The organism is Streptomyces sp. B8-7 (assembly GCF_058833805.1).
The window spans coordinates 108,201-122,641 of sequence record NZ_JBYRRL010000002.1; the positions used below are offsets into that span (position 1 = coordinate 108,201).

Here is a 14,441-nt window from a genome sequence, read left to right on the forward strand (position 1 = left end):
GTAACCTAACTGACCGTACGACCGTGAGGAGCGGAAGAGAACCATGACAACCACGTCCCCACCGGTGGCGGCGTCGCCCCCGCCGGCAAGGACCCGCTTCTCGCGAGGTGCCGTCTGCCTGCTGCTGGCCGCGGTCGCGGTGGCGGGGGTCCTGGTCGCCAGCGTCGGACTCGGCTCCCGCGACATCTCGCCGCTGGAGATCCTCCGCATCGTGCTGCACCCGGGCGGCGAGGCCTACAACTCCCATGTGCTGTGGACCGAGCGCATCCCGCGCACCCTGCTCGGCCTGCTGGTCGGCGCGGGCCTCGGCGCGTCCGGGCTGGTCATGCAGGCGCTCACCATGAACCCGCTCTCGGACCCGGGCATCCTCGGCATCCAGCAGGGCGCCGCCATGTTCGTGGTGCTCGGCATCGTCCTGTTCGGCGTCAGCGACCTGCAGAGCTACTTCTGGCTGGCCCTGGCCGGCTCCGCCGTCAGCGCGGTCCTCGTCTACCTCATCGGCACCCGCACCAACACCGGCAGTTCCACCATCGGCCTGGTGCTGGCCGGGGTGTCGCTCGCGGCGGTGATGTCCTCGCTGGTCACGCTGCTCGTCGTGCGGGACACCGCGGCCTTCTCGCACCTGCGCTTCTGGTCCGTCGGGCAGCTGACCGGGCGGGCCGCCGTGCTCGGCCAGGCCTGGCCGTTCCTCGCCGCCGGGCTGCTGCTGGCGCTGCCGCTCGGCCGCACCCTCAACGTCCTCGGCCTCGGCGACGACACCGCCCGCTCCCTCGGCGTCCGCGTGGAACGCGCCCGGCTCGCCGCGGCCGCCGTCGCCGTACTGCTGTGCGCCGCGGCGACCGCCGCCGTCGGACCGGTCGCGTTCGTCGGGCTCGTCGCACCGCACTGTGCGCGGATGCTCGTCGGACCGGACCACCGGTGGTCGCTGCCGATGTCCATGGCCCTGGGGGCCGTCCTGCTCACCGGCGCCGACGTCGCCGGACGCCTCGTCCTCGACCACGGGGAGATCCAGGTCGGCGTGATGACCGCCGCGATCGGCACCCCCTTCTTCGTGTGGCTCGCCCGCCGCCGCGACCTGGTGCGCGTGTGATGACGACCGCGACACGACAGCGCCGGCCCGGCCCGGCCGCACCCCCTCGGCCCGCCGCCGTGTCCTCGCGGTCCACCGCCGCGCGGCTGCGGGCCGGCCGCCGCGCCCACAACCGCCGGACCGCCCTCGTCACCGCCGTCCTGGTGGTGCTGCTGCTCGGCCTGACCGCCGCCTCGGTCCTGCTCGGCGGTGTCGGCGACGTCGCCCCCGGCGACGTGCTGCCGGCCGCCCTCGGCCTGCGCGACGGACTCGCCGACTACCTCGTCTTCCAGCTCCGGATGCCGCGTGCGCTGGCCGCGCTGCTGGCCGGCGCCCTGTTCGGGCTGGCCGGCGCGCTGTACCAGCGGCTCATCCGCAATCCGCTGGCCACCCCGGACGTCGTGGGCATCTCGGCCGGCGCCTCCGCGGGCGCCGCCACCGTCCTGCTGCTCGCGCCCACCGCGTTCACCCACGGGCCGTCGCTGGCGGCCGTCGCCGGAGCCTTCGCCCTGGTCGCCGCGGTGCACGCGCTCAGCTGGCAGCGCGGGGTGGACACCTACCGTCTCGTCCTGGTCGGCATCGGCCTCAGCGCCGTGTGCACCGCCTACGTCAACTACCTCTTCACGGTGTCCCGCCAGGGCAGCATGGACGCGGTGATGCGCTGGATGATCGGCAGCATCAACGGCGCCGACTGGGCGGGCGTGCGCACGCTCGCCGTCGGACTGGCCGTGTGCCTGGCGGGCACCGCGCTGCTGAACCGGCCGCTGGCCGCGCTGTCCCTCGGCGACCAGCTCGCCGCCGGGCTCGGCACCCGGATCACCCGGGCCAGGATCGCCGCGCTGCTGGTCGGCGCCACCGCGGCCGCCCTGGCCACCAGCGTCGTCGGGCCGATCGCCTTCGTCTCCCTGGTCAGCGGACCCATCGCGGTCCGGCTGGCCGGCGGCGACCGGGGCATCGCCCTCGCGCCCCTGGTCGGCGCCGTCATGGTGATCGGCTCGGACGTGCTGGCGCAGAACGCGCCTCTCATCAGCCCGGTGCCGACCGGGGTCCTCACCGCGCTGACCGGCGCGCCGTACTTCGTCTGGCTGATCCTTCGGCGCAGGCAGGGAGCCGTCTCGTGAACGAACCGACCGTCGTGGACGAACCGACCGCCGCGGACGCTGCGACCGCCGTGGACGCTGCGACCGCCGCGGCGCCCGGCTCCGTGCAGGCCGACCCGGCCGCCGCGTCCGTCGCCATCGGGCTCCAGGCGCGCGGCATCGCCGCCGGCTACGGCGACCGCCACGTCATCGAGGACCTGTCGCTCGGCATCGAGACGGGCCGGATCACCGCACTGGTCGGCCCCAACGCCTGCGGCAAGTCCACCCTGCTGAAGGCGATGGCGCGGCTGCTGCCGGTGGCGGCGGGCTCGGTGCTGCTGGACGGCGCCGACATCCACGCCCTGCGCACCCGCGACGTCGCCCGCCGACTGGGCATCCTGCCCCAGTCCCCGGTCGCGCCGGAGTCCATCACCGTCGGAGACCTCGTCTGGCGGGGCCGCCACCCGCACCGGAGGTTCGGGCAGCGCCGCACCGGGGCCGACGAACGCGTGATCGCCGAGGCGCTGACCGCCACCGGCACGGCCGAGCTGATCGACCGGCCGGTCGACGAACTCTCCGGCGGCCAGCGGCAGCGCGTGTGGATCGCCCTCGCCCTGGCCCAGGACACCCCCGTCCTGCTGCTCGACGAGCCCACCACCTACCTGGACGTCGCCCACCAGATCGAGGTGATGGACCTGCTCGCCGACCTCAACGAGGCGACCGGCCGGACCATCGTGCTCGTCTCCCACGACCTCAACCAGGCGGCCCTGTACGCCCACACGATCGTCGCCCTGCGCGACGGCCGCATCGTGCGCCAGGGGCCCCCGGCAGATGTGCTCGACGCACGCACCGTGGCCGAGGTCTTCGGCCTCGACTGCGTCGTCGTGCCCCACCCCCGCACCGAACGGCCCCAGATCTTCCCCCTGGGCCGCCGTCACCGCACCGAGGAGAACAGCAAGTGAACCGCCTTCCCAGACCTGCCGGCCGCCGTGGCGCCGTCCGCGCCCTCGTGGCCGCGGCCGCCTGCCTCGCGCTGGCCACCGGCTGCTCCGGCTCCGGCGACGACGCCGCTCCGGCGGCGAAGTCCGGCAGCCCCGCCGACGCCTCCGCGGCCTTCCCCGTGTCGCTCACCAACGCGTGGGGCACCACCGAGGTCGAGGAGAAGCCGGTCAAGGTCGCCACCGTCTCCGACGGCGACACCGACATCGCCCTCGCCCTCGGCCTGGTCCCGGTCATCACCCCGGACGCCGAGGACGGCGGCGACGTCCCCGAGTACAAGCAGCGCGCCGTCGACCGGCTCGGGGCCGGCAAGCTCAAGACGTACGACGACACCGACGGCACCGACTACGAGGCCATCGCCTCCGCCGCCCCTGACGTCATCCTGGGCATGAACACCTGGTCGATGGACGCCGACTACGCCAAGCTGTCGCCCATCGCGCCGGTCGTCACCTACGCCGACAAGGCCGACGCCGACACCCTCACCTGGCAGGAACGGCTCACCACCGCCGCCAGGGCCCTCGGCATGACCGAGAAGGCCGAGCAGGTCGTCGCGGCCAACGAGAAGGCGTTCGCCGACGCCGCCGCCGCGCACCCGGAGTTCCAGGGCAAGACGTACACGTACGCGGTCGTCCACCCCGAGCAGATCACCTACATGTCGTACGCCGACCAGGACCCGGGCGTCTTCGAGGGGCTCGGCCTGACCAAGGCCGCCAACGCGAAGAACTACTCCGCCGACAAGAACGCCGTCAGCCTGGAGAACCTGGACGAACTGGAGGCGGACGTCCTGCTGATGACGTATCCGTTCGGCGACAACGGCCTGATCTCCGCCTCGGAGCTGGAGAGCAACAAGCTCTTCAAGGCCCTGGACGTCGTCAAGGGCAAGCACTACGCGATCGTGCCCTCGGAGAACACCCTGGCCTCCGCCGTCGCCTACCCCGACGCGCTGAGCTCCCCGTGGGTGGCCGAGCAGCTCACCCCGATCCTCGCCGACGCCGTCGCCGGCAGGTAGCCACCGGCCGGTCCGCCGCTCCGGCCGCCGGGCGCACACCGCCCGGCGGCCGGCCGCCACGAGGACGGCACCTCACCCGTGTCCCGTCACCCGTGTCCCGTCACCCGCCGCCGTCCCGTCACCCGCGTGTCCTCGCACCCGCGTCCCCCGCACCGGCGTTCCCCGCACCCGCGCGGGACCGCCCCCATGAAGGAGCGTCACATGCCCACCCGCAGCCCCCGTTCGGTCGTCACGTTCCCCATCGTGCTCAGGGAGCTGACCGTGCTGCGCGCCGAGAACGTCACGCCGGGGATGCGCCGTCTGACCCTCGGCGGGGAGCAGCTCCACGCCTTCACCCGCGACGGTCTGCGGCTGCCCGGGCTGCGCACGGAGGGCTTCGACGACCATGTGAAGTTCTTCTTCACCGACGACACCGGCCGGCTCGTGCTGCCCCGCCAGGACATCGGCCGGCTCGACTGGCCCGAGGACGCGCGGCCGGTCACCAAGGACTACACGCCGGTCAGTTTCGACCCCGAGGCCGGAGAGATCGTCTTCGACTTCGTCCGGCACGAGGGCGGCATCGCCTCCGGCTGGGCCGAGCGCGTCAAGCCCGGCGAGAGCGCGTGGATCGCCGGCCCCAAGATGTCCCACAGCCACCCCGAGGGCACCGACTGGATCCTGGTCGCCGGTGACGAGACCGCGCTGCCCGCCATCGGCCGCTGGCTCGCCGAGATGCCCGAGGGCACCCGCGCCAAGGTGCTCATCGAGATCGGCGACGACAGCCACCGCCAGGACCTGCCCACCCGGGCCGACGCCGACATCGTCTGGCTGTCCCGCGACGGCGCCCCGGCCGGCACCACCGGCCTGCTGGAGCAGGCCGTACGGCAGCTGGAGTGGCTGCCGGGCACCGTCTTCGCCTGGGTGGCCGGCGAGGCCGTCACCCTCAAGGGCATCCGCCGCCACCTGCTGAACGAGCGTCAGGTGCCGCGCGAGCACCTCGACGTCACCGGCTACTGGCGGCGCTCCGGACGCCCCGCGGCCGAGGGCCCTGCACCGGCCGCCGAGACCGCCGAGACCGCGGAGAGCGCGGAGAGCGCGGAGAGCGCGGAGGAGGACGCCCACGAGCGGCTGCACCGGCTCACCGACCTGGCCCCCGGCCACGCCATCCGCGCCGCGGTCACCCTCGGCCTGTTCGACCTGGTCTCGTCGGGGGTGCACGCCCCCGCCGAACTCGCCGCGCGCACCGGCTCCGACCCCGCCGTCCTCACCCCGCTGCTGGCCTACCTGGCCCACCTCGACGTGCTGGCCGAGGACGGCGCCGGCGGCTACCGGCTCGCCGCGGTCGGCGAGGAACTCGTCGAGGACGACCACTCCGCCTACGAGTACCACCTCGGCGGCGCCCAGGCCGCCTTCGACGCCTCCTTCAGCGGTCTGCTGGACACCCTGCGCACGGGTGCGGCCGGCTACCGCACCCGGGACGGCCACACCTTCGCCGAGGCCGTGCACGACGACCCCCGCCTGGCCGGCACCGCCCGTGTCGCGGTCGAGGACGAGACCCGCTGGGCCGCCCCCGGAGTGACCGGCGCCTACGACTGGTCCTCGGTGCGGACCCTCACCGCCACCGGGCACGGCTCGGCCACGCTCGTCAACGCGCTCGTCAAGGCGTTCCCGGAGCTGGACGTCCGGATCGCGGCGATGCCGTCGGCGCTGCGCGTGCTGCGCGAGGAACTGCTCGACACCGACGTCCTGCCGCGCGTCGAGCTGGTGCCGCGCGCCGCGGGCGTGCCGGAAGGCACCGGGACGCTGCTGATGTCGCGTCAGCTGGAGTGGCTCGCGGACGACGACGCGGTCCAGGTGCTCGCCGAGGCGGGCGCCGCGCTGACGCCCGGCGGCACGCTGGTCCTGGTCGAGCGGGTGACGCCGGCCGACGCCGACGACATCGACGCGGTCCTGGAGCACCTCCGCCTGAAGTGCGTGTTCGGATCCGGTGTCCGCGCCACCACCGAGGTGGAGGGCCTGGTCGGCGGCGCCGGACTGCAGGTGCACGCCTGCCACGACATCGGCTGGGACCACCGGCTGTGGGTGATCGGACGGCCTGACACCCCGGCCGACCCGGCCGACCCGGCCGACCCGGCCGACCCGGCGGACCGCTGACCGCACAGCCCGTACCGCCTGCCCCTCCGGAAGCTCCTCCTCCTACGGCCCGGCCGCGCCCACTTCGAGCGCGACCGGGCCGCCGTGCGTACTTGAGGGGGAGCCGGAAGCCGGGGCCGTGCCTCGCCTCGCGAGCCGCGGCCGGGCGCCGGGACCGCGAGCGGGCCGGACGGTGTGCGGACGGTGCGGGGGCCGTGCCGCGGATGCCGTCCGGTCCGGTCCGGCCTGGCCTGGTCACCCGAGAGTGAAATGGATTAGGTTAGGCTTACCTAAGTAATACTGCTTCAGGAGGTTCTCCGGATGCGTCGCTCAGCTCACCGCGCCAGTGCACCGACCGCTGCCGAGCGTGTCCGGTCGATCCTGGCGGCCGCCCACTCGATGACCGTCGTCAGCGACGGATGCCACAGCGAGGTGCGCCGCCTCGACGGGACCGGGGCCCTGGGACACCTCCACCTCCACGAGCCCTACGAGGGCACCGGCTCCCGCCCGGAGGGCCGGGTGCCGGTCCGGGTGGAGCTGACCGACATCGCCCCCACCCCGGTCCGGGACCGGCTCCGGGCCCGGGTGACCCTCACCGGACTGCTCGCCGCGCCGTACGACGCCGAGTCCGCGCAGAGCACCTGCATGGAGTTCGGGCAGGCCGTCCTGGAGGACGCCGCCGGCCGCAGCTTCGTGACCCTCCACGAACTGGAGGCCACCGAACTCGACCCGCTGGCGACGAGCGAGGCCGGCCTGCTCGCCCACCTCGCCGCCGAGCACCCCGACCTCGTCCCGCTCCTGCTGCGCCTGGTCCGGCCCGTCCCGGACGGCGGATTGCAGCGCGCCGTCCCGGTCGCCGTCGACCGCTACGGACTGACCCTGCGCCTCGAACACCCCGGCAGCCACCGCGACGTCCGGCTGCCCTTCGCCAAGACCGTGCGCCACATCGACCACGTCGGCCCGCAGATCCGCAGCCTCCTCGCGGCGGCGCGCCGCCTCGCCCACCCGGGCCGTCTGCCGGCCTGACGCTGCGGCGGCCGCGGACCCCGGCGCCGCGGCCCCCGACGCGGAGCGTTCCCCCCGTCGGCGGCGCCGTGCGAGGGCCCGGCCGGGACCCGGCTGCGGGGCGGACGCCGGCCCGGCCGCGGGGCGGACGCCGGCCGGGCCGCGGCCCGGCCCCCTTCCGGGTGCCGGGCCGCGACCGCATGTGACGCAGCGTCAGTCCGTCTCGGCGGCGCCCCCGTCGAACACCGCGTCCGTGGTGGTCACCACGGCGCAGCGGCCCGCGGACCAGCGCAGCGCCATCGCGTGCTCCTCCGCCGAGAAGTCGGCGACGGCGTCGGCCACGACGAAGGCCCGCAGGTCGCGCATCCACGCGTCGCAGGCCGTCATCATCACGCCGATGTGCGCGTAGACCCCGGCGATCACCAGCTGGTCGCGGTCCCAGCCGCGCATCCGCTCCGCGAGGTCGGTGCGCGCGAACGCGCTGTACTTCCACTTCGTCAGCACCGTGTCCCCGGGCGCGGGCGCCACCTGCCCGGGCACGGCGAGAGCCGCCGGGTCGTCGGCGACGCCCGGCCCCCAGAAGTCGAGCTGGAGCCCGCGCTCCTGCGGTGTCTGGCCGCCGCGCTGCACCGAGTAGACGACCGGTACGCCCAGCCGGCGGGCCTCTTCGAGCAGCCGGGCGGTGTTCGCCAGCATGCCGGTCAGGGGCTCCTGGCCGGCCGGGAACGCGGACAGGAAGTGCTGCTGCAGGTCGTGCACCAGCAGCACCGCGCGGGCCGGGTCCACGGTCCAGGAGACGCGGCCCGGGGGCAGCAGGTCCGCGGTCGGGAGCGGATAGGCGGCGATGGACGGGAGTGCCATGGTGGGGTGCGGCCCTTTCAGTGCTGCTCGGTACCGGCCGCGGCGGACCGCAGCCCCTTCTTGCTGACCTTGCCGATCCCGGTCCGCGGGAACGCGTCGACGAAGCGGACGAGGTCGGGAACCTTGTAGGCGGCCAGACCGCGTTCGCGGACGAACGCCTTGACCTGGGACACCGTCAGCGGCTCGGCGTCCTCGCGCAGGATCACCCAGGCGAGGGAGCGTTCGCCGAGGTACTCGTCCGGCACGGACACCACGGAGGCGTCGTGCACGGACGGGTGGGCGAGGAGGATGTTCTCGACCTCCTCGGGGGCGATCTTCTCGCCGCCCCGGTTGATCTGGTCCTTGGCCCGGCCCTCCACCACCAGGTGGCCTCCGGGGGTGCGGCGCACGATGTCGCCGGTGCGGTAGAAGCCGTCGGCGGTGAACGCGCTCCGGTTGTGCTCCGGGGCCCGCCAGTAGCCGCGGACGGTGTACGGGCCGCGGGTGAGCAGATGCCCGGGCGTGCCGTCGGGCACGTCCCGGCCGGCGTCGTCGACGACCCTGATCTCGTCGTCCGGGGAGATCGGGCGGCCCTGGGTGGTGACGACCGTCTCGTGGTCGTCGTCCAGCCGGGTGTAGTTGACCAGGCCCTCGGCCATGCCGAAGACCTGCATCAGCCGGCAGCCCAGGGCCGGCTCCAGCCTGCGCGCCGCCTGCTCGCTGTACTTGGCGCCGCCGACCAGGACCAGCTCCAGAGCGGACAGGTCGTGCCGGGTGTGCGACGCGGCGTCCGTCCACAGCAGGGCGAGCGGCGGGACCAGGCCGGTCATGGTGATCCGTTCCCGCTCGATCAGCGCGAACGCGGTCGCCGGGTCGGGCGCCGGACACAGGACGACGGTGCCGCCCGCGTACAGCGTGCCCAGCCAGCCGGGTGAGCTCATCGGGAAGTTGTGGGCGGCCGGCAGCACGACCAGGAAGCGGGTGCCGGCGCCGACGCCGCAGATCTCGTTCGAACCGCGCACGGAGCAGAGGTAGTCGTCGTGGGTGCGCGGGATCAGCTTGGACAGCCCCGTCGTGCCGCCCGACAACTGGAGGAAGCCCACCTCGTGCGGGAGCGGGCCCGCCACCCGCCCGGTCCGCGCCCCCGGGGCGTCCGGCTCGCAGGGCACGTCGGCGAGTGCCGTGTGCCCGCCCGGCTCGCCCGCCACGAACACGTGCCTCAGGGCGGGGACGCGCTCGCGGACCCGGTCGGCCAGAGCGCGGTGGTCGAAGCCGTCGTGCACGTCGGGCACGACGTACGCCACGGCCTCCGAGAAGGAGCAGAAGTGCACGATCTCGCTCTCCCGGTGGGCGGGCAGCGCGTAGACCGGCAGGGCGCCCAGCCGGAACAGGGCGAAGACCACCTCGAAGAACGCGCCGGTGTTCGGCAGCTGCACCACCACGCGGTCACCGCGGCCGATGCCGCGCGCGGCGAACCCGGCGGCCAGCCGGTCCGCCGCCTCGTCGAGCTCCCGGTAGGTCCAGGTGCGCCGCACGGGTGCCGGGTCCACCACGGCGATCCGGTCGGGGTGGGCGGCGGCCCGCTCACGCAGCACGCCGCCGAGCGTCTCGCCGCGCCAGTGTCCGGCCGCGCGGTAGCGCTCGGCGAACTCGACGGGCCAGGTGGGTGCGTCGACGCCCGGGGTGAGCGCGTCGGCGGGCGCGCAGGACCCGGCGGCCTCGGCGGCCTCGGCGCCCGCGGCGGGCGGGGCGGGTGCGGCGGGCCGGACGGGCACGGCGGCGGATGGCGGATCGACGGTCACGGCGAGGCTCCCACGGTGTCCAGGAAGGGTGACGGAGTGAAGGGGCGGCGGGGCGGAGGGACGGGGGATGAGGGATGAGGCTGAGGGATGAGGCGGGAGAGAAGAGCAGGGGTGAGGGCGGTGAGGGCGGTGTCGGCCGTGGTGGGGCGGCGCGGTGCCGGGGCCGGCGCGGGCGGCGCCGCGTGGCGTGGTCAGGCGCGCAGGGTCGCGCCGCCGTCGACGTACAGGTCGTGCAGCGTGATGTGCCGGGCGCGGTCGGAGACCAGGAAGGCCACGGCGTGTGCGACGTCGGACGGCTCGGCGATCCGGCCCAGCGGGATGCCGGTGCGGTACGAGGCGAGGTCGCCGTCGATCACGGACCGCCGTCCGCTCTCCTCACCGCCGGGCGACGCCTGCCACATGGCGCGCTGCATACCGGTCAGGGTCGAGCCGGGGGAGACGGTGTTGCAGCGCACCCCGTACGGGGCGACCTCCAGGCCGAGGCACTTGGTGAACATGACGGCGGCCGCCTTGGACGCCGCGTACGCGGCCATGCCGCCGCGGGGTATGCCGGCCGCGTTGGAGGCCACGGTGACGATGCTGCCGCGGCCCCGGGCGGTCATCCGGCGGGCGGCCGCGCGCGAGACGTGCAGCACGCCGTCGGTGTTGACGGCGAAGACGGCCGCCCAGTCGGCGTCGTCCAGGTCGACCACGGCCGACCCGCGCAGGATCCCGGCCACGTTGACCACGGTGTCCAGTGGGCCGAGGTCGTGCTCCGCCCCGGCGACGGCGCTCTCCACCGCCGCCGCGTCGGTGACGTCCAGGGCGGCGGCGGTCACCCGGTCCCCGCACCGGGCCGCCACCGCCTCGACGGCGCTCCGGTCGACGTCGGTGGCGAGGACCCGGGCTCCCTGCGCGGCCAGTTCCTCCACCACGGCCGCGCCGATGCCCCGGGCGGCCCCGGTGACCAGGGCGAGCCGCCCGGCCAGCTCCTGCTCCGCGCTCACCGGGCCGGCCTCCCCACGGCGCCGGTACGGCGGGTGGAGCGCGGGGGTCTGGTGGGCGTCATGGCCTCTCCGGGGGTCGACGGCGACGGCCGGGGTGACGGCCGAAAGTTAGGTAAGCCTCACCATATCTTTCCCGTCGCCCGGTGTGCCAGGCAGGTGGGTGCGGGAGGCGGCGGCCGGCCCTTGGGGGGAAGGCGGAGGGCGAGAGCCTCGTAGCGGCCGGGGTGGACGAGGGGTGGGCGGGCGGCGCCGGGGTTGGCGCCGGGGCGGCCGGGGGCGGGGCCCGGCCGGGAGCGCGGGTTCCGGCGGCGCACGGGGTGCGTGTGCGTGTGGCGGGTGCGACGGGTCCGGCGGCCGGGTTCCGGTGGGGCCCGGACGCGGTGGACCCCCGGTGCCGCGGGGCCTGTTCGGCCCGGCGTCGCCGGGGGCGTGGCGCGGGGGTGCGGTAGGGGTGCCGGAGCGGGTTGGGGGAGGGGGCGCGTCGCCGCGCGGACCGGATCCGCGCGGCGACGGCGGCCGGACGGGGCCGCGGCGGGCCGCGGGTCAGGGACGGTCGGTCAGATAGCCGCCCATCGCGGAGAAGTACGCGGTGGCGGGCAGTTCCCGGCCGTCCTCGGTGCGTACGCGCTTCACCGCGAGGCCGCGGTTGCGGCCGGTGCGGGCGTCCGAGCCCGCCACGATCACCACGCTGTCGCCCTCCCGGTAGAAGATGCGGCCGGGGGTGCCGCCGTAGCGGCCCCGGGACACCGTCGCGGAGAGCACGTCGAGGCGCCTGCCCCGGTGAAAGGTGTAGGCGCTCGGGTAGGGCTCGGACTGGGCGCGCACCAGCCGTTCGAGGGCCTCGGCCGGCCAGGACCAGTCGATGCGGCCGTCCTCCACGGACCTCTTGTGGAAGAAGCTGGCCCGGGAGCGGTCCTGGGGGGTGAACTCCTTCTGCCCTGCGGCGATCAGGCCGAGCGCGCCGAGCGTGACCGGGGCGATCAGGCCGACGGTCTTGTGGAAGAGGTCGGTCGCGGTGTCGTCCGGCCCGACCGCCACGGCCTCCTGCCGCACGATGTCGCCCGCGTCGAGTTCGTCGTTCATCAGATGTGCGGTGACGCCCACTTCGGACTCGCCGTTGATGAGTGCCCAGATCAGCGGGGAGAACCCGGCGTACTTCGGCAGCAGCGAGTCGTGCACGTTCAGCGTGCCGTGGCGGGGCAGGCCGAAGACGCGCGGGGGGATCCAGGTGCGCCAGTTGTTGGCCACGATGATGTCCGGACCGGCCTGCTTCAGCCGCTCGAACAGGGCGTCGTCGTCGGGCCGGTTGCGCAGCAGCACCGGGACGCCGTGCGCCTCGGCCAGGTCGGCGACGGAGTCGCTCCAGATCTTCTCGTACGCGTGCTCACTCCTGGGGTGGGTGACGACCAGGACCACGTCGTGCTCGGAGTCCAGCAGGGCTTGCAGGGTGCGGTGCCCCCAGGTCTGGTAACCGAACATGACGACCCGCATAGGGTTCCTCCTCGCGCAGGGACTGACCACGGGCTAGTAAAGCAAGGCTTACCTAAGTGGTCAACGGGGCTTGTCCCGGGGTGTGTTCGCCTCCAGCGCGCTCTCCTGTCCGGCAGTCCTAGCGGTGGCCCTCGTGGTGGCTCCGCGGTGGCCCCGCGGTGGACAGGGTGCGGTGAATGAGATTAGCCTTCCCTAAGTTGAAGCCCTCTGGGTCTCCGATGGAAAGCCCTCCGGACCTCACGACCCCACGATCCCCGGGCCGATTGCCCGGGCCGATTGCCCGGACCGATTGCCCGGACCGATCCCCCCGTCGCGGTGTCCCTGCGATCCCCGGCGGTCTCCCCGGTCTCCCCGCACATTCCTCCGCCCTCCCCGCGACTTCCCCCCCGATCCCCGACCCCTACGGCCGCCTGCCCGCACGGCGGCCGGCCCGCACGATGGGAGTGACATGGCACAGGCTCGTCCTGGCGGCGCCCCTCTGGTCCACGACGTCATCGGCATCGGCTTCGGCCCGTCCAACGTGGCCATGGCGATCGCACTCAGCGAGCACAACGCGAGCGCGGACGGCGAAGACGCCCTCAGCGCCCGCTTCTTCGAGCAGCAGCCGCGCTTCGGCTGGCACCGGGGCATGCTCATCGACGACGCCACCATGCAGGTGTCCTTCCTCAAGGACCTGGTGACACTCCGCAACCCCGCCAGCGAGTTCAGCTTCCTGTGCTACCTCAAGAGCCGGGGGCGACTGGTCGACTTCATCAACCACAAGAACCTCTTCCCGCTGCGGGTCGAGTTCCACGACTACTTCGAATGGGCGGCGGAACAACTCGGCGACCTGGTCTCCTACGGCCACGAGGTCGTCGGCGTCATGCCCGTGCTCCGTGACGGGGCGGTGGACCACCTCGACGTGACCGTCCGCTCGGCGGAGGGGCTCGCCGTCCACCGCGCGCGCAACCTCGTCATCGGCACCGGGCTGCGCCCGCTCATGCCCGAGGGGGTGGAACGCACCGACCGCGTCTGGCACAGCTCCGACCTGCTGACCAGGGTCGACGCGCTGGACGGCACCGCACCGTCCCGCTTCGTCGTGGTGGGCGCCGGGCAGAGCGCCGCCGAGACCGTCGCCTACCTGCACCGCCGCTTCCCCCGGGCCGAGGTCTGCGCCGTCTTCTCCCGCTACGGCTACAGCCCCGCCGACGACAGCGGCTTCGCCAACCGGATCTTCGACCCCGCCGCCGTCGACGACTACTTCTCCGCGCCGGACGGCGTCAAGCGCCGGCTGATGGACTACCACGGCAACACCAACTACTCCGTGGTCGACCTCGAACTCATCGACGACCTGTACCGGCGGATGTACCGGGAGAAGGTGCTCGGCGCCGAACGCCTGCGCTTCCTCAACGTCTCCCGGCTCACCTCGCTCACCGCGGCGCCCGACCGGCTGCGGGCCACGGTCACGTCCCTCGTCACCGGGGAGGAGGCACTGCTGGACGCGGACGTGGTGGTCTTCGCGACCGGGTACGGACCGGCCGATCCCGTGGGGCTGCTGGGGGAGGGCGCGGACCTCTGCCTGCGGGACGGGGAGGGCAGGGTGCGGGTGGAGCGGGACTATCGCGTCGCGACGGAGGCGGGGGTGCGGTGCGGGATCTACCTCCAGGGCGGTACCGAGCACACGCACGGGATCACCTCGCCGCTGCTGTCCAACACGGCGGTGCGGGTCGGGGAGATTCTGGACTCCGTCCTCGGGCGCAGGGTGAAGTCCGGGGCGGACGAGGTGCGGGCGGGGCGTGCGTAGCGCTCCGCTTGTGGAGGTCGTTCGGCTGCGGGTGTGTCGTGGCTGGTCGCGCAGTTCCCCGCGCCCCTTGGGGGGTTGGGGTGGGGCCGGTTGTGGGGTTCGGGGTGGCTTCCCGGCCTCCTTGTGGCTGCGGGTGCGTCGTGGCTGGTCGCGCAGTTCCCCGCGCCCCTGGGGGGGGGCTGCGGGTGTGTCGTGGCTGGTTGCGCGGTTCCTCGCGCCCCTTGGGGGGTTGGGGTGGGGCGGGTTGTGGGGTTCGGGGTGGCTTC

General features: G+C 74.3%; 11 protein-coding genes. 7 read left to right on the forward strand and 4 right to left on the reverse strand.

Going from position 1 to position 14,441, the window contains the following annotated elements; all coding sequences use genetic code 11:
* Positions 1–43: 43 nt before the first annotated feature.
* The 6 genes from AC5K6T_RS09495 to AC5K6T_RS09520 all read left to right on the forward strand — a co-directional run bounded on the left by AC5K6T_RS09495 (position 44) and on the right by AC5K6T_RS09520 (position 7,294).
* Positions 44–1,090 carry a FecCD family ABC transporter permease gene (locus AC5K6T_RS09495; protein WP_493207532.1) on the forward strand — a complete coding sequence of 349 codons (1,047 nt, stop codon included), beginning with the start codon at positions 44–46 and terminating at the stop codon, positions 1,088–1,090.
* Positions 1,090–2,190: a FecCD family ABC transporter permease gene (locus AC5K6T_RS09500; RefSeq protein ID WP_493207534.1), complete on the forward strand. Its 1,101-nt coding sequence runs from the start codon at positions 1,090–1,092 to the stop codon at positions 2,188–2,190. The genes AC5K6T_RS09495 and AC5K6T_RS09500 overlap by 1 nt, the downstream gene beginning before the upstream one ends.
* Before the next feature lie 83 nt (positions 2,191–2,273).
* Positions 2,274–3,110: an ABC transporter ATP-binding protein gene (locus tag AC5K6T_RS09505; protein ID WP_493209255.1), complete on the forward strand. Its 837-nt coding sequence runs from the start codon at positions 2,274–2,276 to the stop codon at positions 3,108–3,110.
* Entirely contained in the window at positions 3,107–4,156 is a 1,050-nt protein-coding gene (locus AC5K6T_RS09510; RefSeq protein WP_493207536.1) for an ABC transporter substrate-binding protein, read from the forward strand. Before AC5K6T_RS09505 ends, AC5K6T_RS09510 begins: the two co-directional genes overlap by 4 nt.
* Positions 4,157–4,357: 201 nt before the next feature.
* Complete coding sequence (locus AC5K6T_RS09515; RefSeq protein WP_493207538.1) at positions 4,358–6,289, forward strand: SIP domain-containing protein; 1,932 nt, start codon at positions 4,358–4,360, stop codon at positions 6,287–6,289.
* Positions 6,290–6,589: 300 nt separating this feature from the next.
* The gene (locus tag AC5K6T_RS09520; protein ID WP_493207540.1) at positions 6,590–7,294 is read left to right on the forward strand and encodes a DUF2470 domain-containing protein; all 705 of its coding nucleotides are present in this window, start codon (positions 6,590–6,592) and stop codon (positions 7,292–7,294) included.
* A gap of 192 nt (positions 7,295–7,486) precedes the next feature.
* Here the strand turns inward: AC5K6T_RS09520 and AC5K6T_RS09525 are convergent, their stop codons facing one another.
* The 4 genes from AC5K6T_RS09525 to AC5K6T_RS09540 all read right to left on the reverse strand — a co-directional run bounded on the left by AC5K6T_RS09525 (position 7,487) and on the right by AC5K6T_RS09540 (position 12,392).
* Positions 7,487–8,134, reverse strand: coding sequence for an isochorismatase family protein (locus tag AC5K6T_RS09525; protein WP_493207542.1), 648 nt, complete (start codon positions 8,132–8,134; stop codon positions 7,487–7,489).
* A gap of 17 nt (positions 8,135–8,151) precedes the next feature.
* Positions 8,152–9,915, reverse strand: a complete 1,764-nt coding sequence (locus AC5K6T_RS09530) for a (2,3-dihydroxybenzoyl)adenylate synthase (RefSeq protein ID WP_493207544.1) — start codon at positions 9,913–9,915, stop codon at positions 8,152–8,154.
* 191 nt (positions 9,916–10,106) lie between these two features.
* Complete coding sequence (locus AC5K6T_RS09535) at positions 10,107–10,901, reverse strand: 2,3-dihydro-2,3-dihydroxybenzoate dehydrogenase (RefSeq protein ID WP_493207546.1); 795 nt, start codon at positions 10,899–10,901, stop codon at positions 10,107–10,109.
* A 543-nt stretch (positions 10,902–11,444) separates the two neighbouring features.
* Positions 11,445–12,392: a methionyl-tRNA formyltransferase gene (locus tag AC5K6T_RS09540; RefSeq protein WP_493207548.1), complete on the reverse strand. Its 948-nt coding sequence runs from the start codon at positions 12,390–12,392 to the stop codon at positions 11,445–11,447.
* Between the two features lie 448 nt (positions 12,393–12,840).
* Between AC5K6T_RS09540 and AC5K6T_RS09545 the strand changes: the two genes are divergently transcribed.
* Positions 12,841–14,175 carry a lysine N(6)-hydroxylase/L-ornithine N(5)-oxygenase family protein gene (locus AC5K6T_RS09545; RefSeq protein ID WP_493207550.1) on the forward strand — a complete coding sequence of 445 codons (1,335 nt, stop codon included), beginning with the start codon at positions 12,841–12,843 and terminating at the stop codon, positions 14,173–14,175.
* The last annotated feature ends 266 nt before the right edge of the window (positions 14,176–14,441 follow it).

Excerpts from the sequence above, each read along its gene's own strand:
- AC5K6T_RS09515 (WP_493207538.1), top strand. The coding sequence starts at position 4,358 with ATGCCCACCCGCAGCCCCCGTTCGGTCGTCACGTTCCCCATCGTGCTC.
- AC5K6T_RS09495 (WP_493207532.1), top strand. The coding sequence starts at position 44 with ATGACAACCACGTCCCCACCGGTGGCGGCGTCGCCCCCGCCGGCAAGG.
- AC5K6T_RS09545 (WP_493207550.1), top strand. The coding sequence starts at position 12,841 with ATGGCACAGGCTCGTCCTGGCGGCGCCCCTCTGGTCCACGACGTCATC.
- AC5K6T_RS09525 (WP_493207542.1), bottom strand. The coding sequence starts at position 8,134 with ATGGCACTCCCGTCCATCGCCGCCTATCCGCTCCCGACCGCGGACCTG.
- AC5K6T_RS09520 (WP_493207540.1), top strand. The coding sequence starts at position 6,590 with ATGCGTCGCTCAGCTCACCGCGCCAGTGCACCGACCGCTGCCGAGCGT.
- AC5K6T_RS09500 (WP_493207534.1), top strand. The coding sequence starts at position 1,090 with ATGACGACCGCGACACGACAGCGCCGGCCCGGCCCGGCCGCACCCCCT.
- AC5K6T_RS09540 (WP_493207548.1), bottom strand. The coding sequence starts at position 12,392 with ATGCGGGTCGTCATGTTCGGTTACCAGACCTGGGGGCACCGCACCCTG.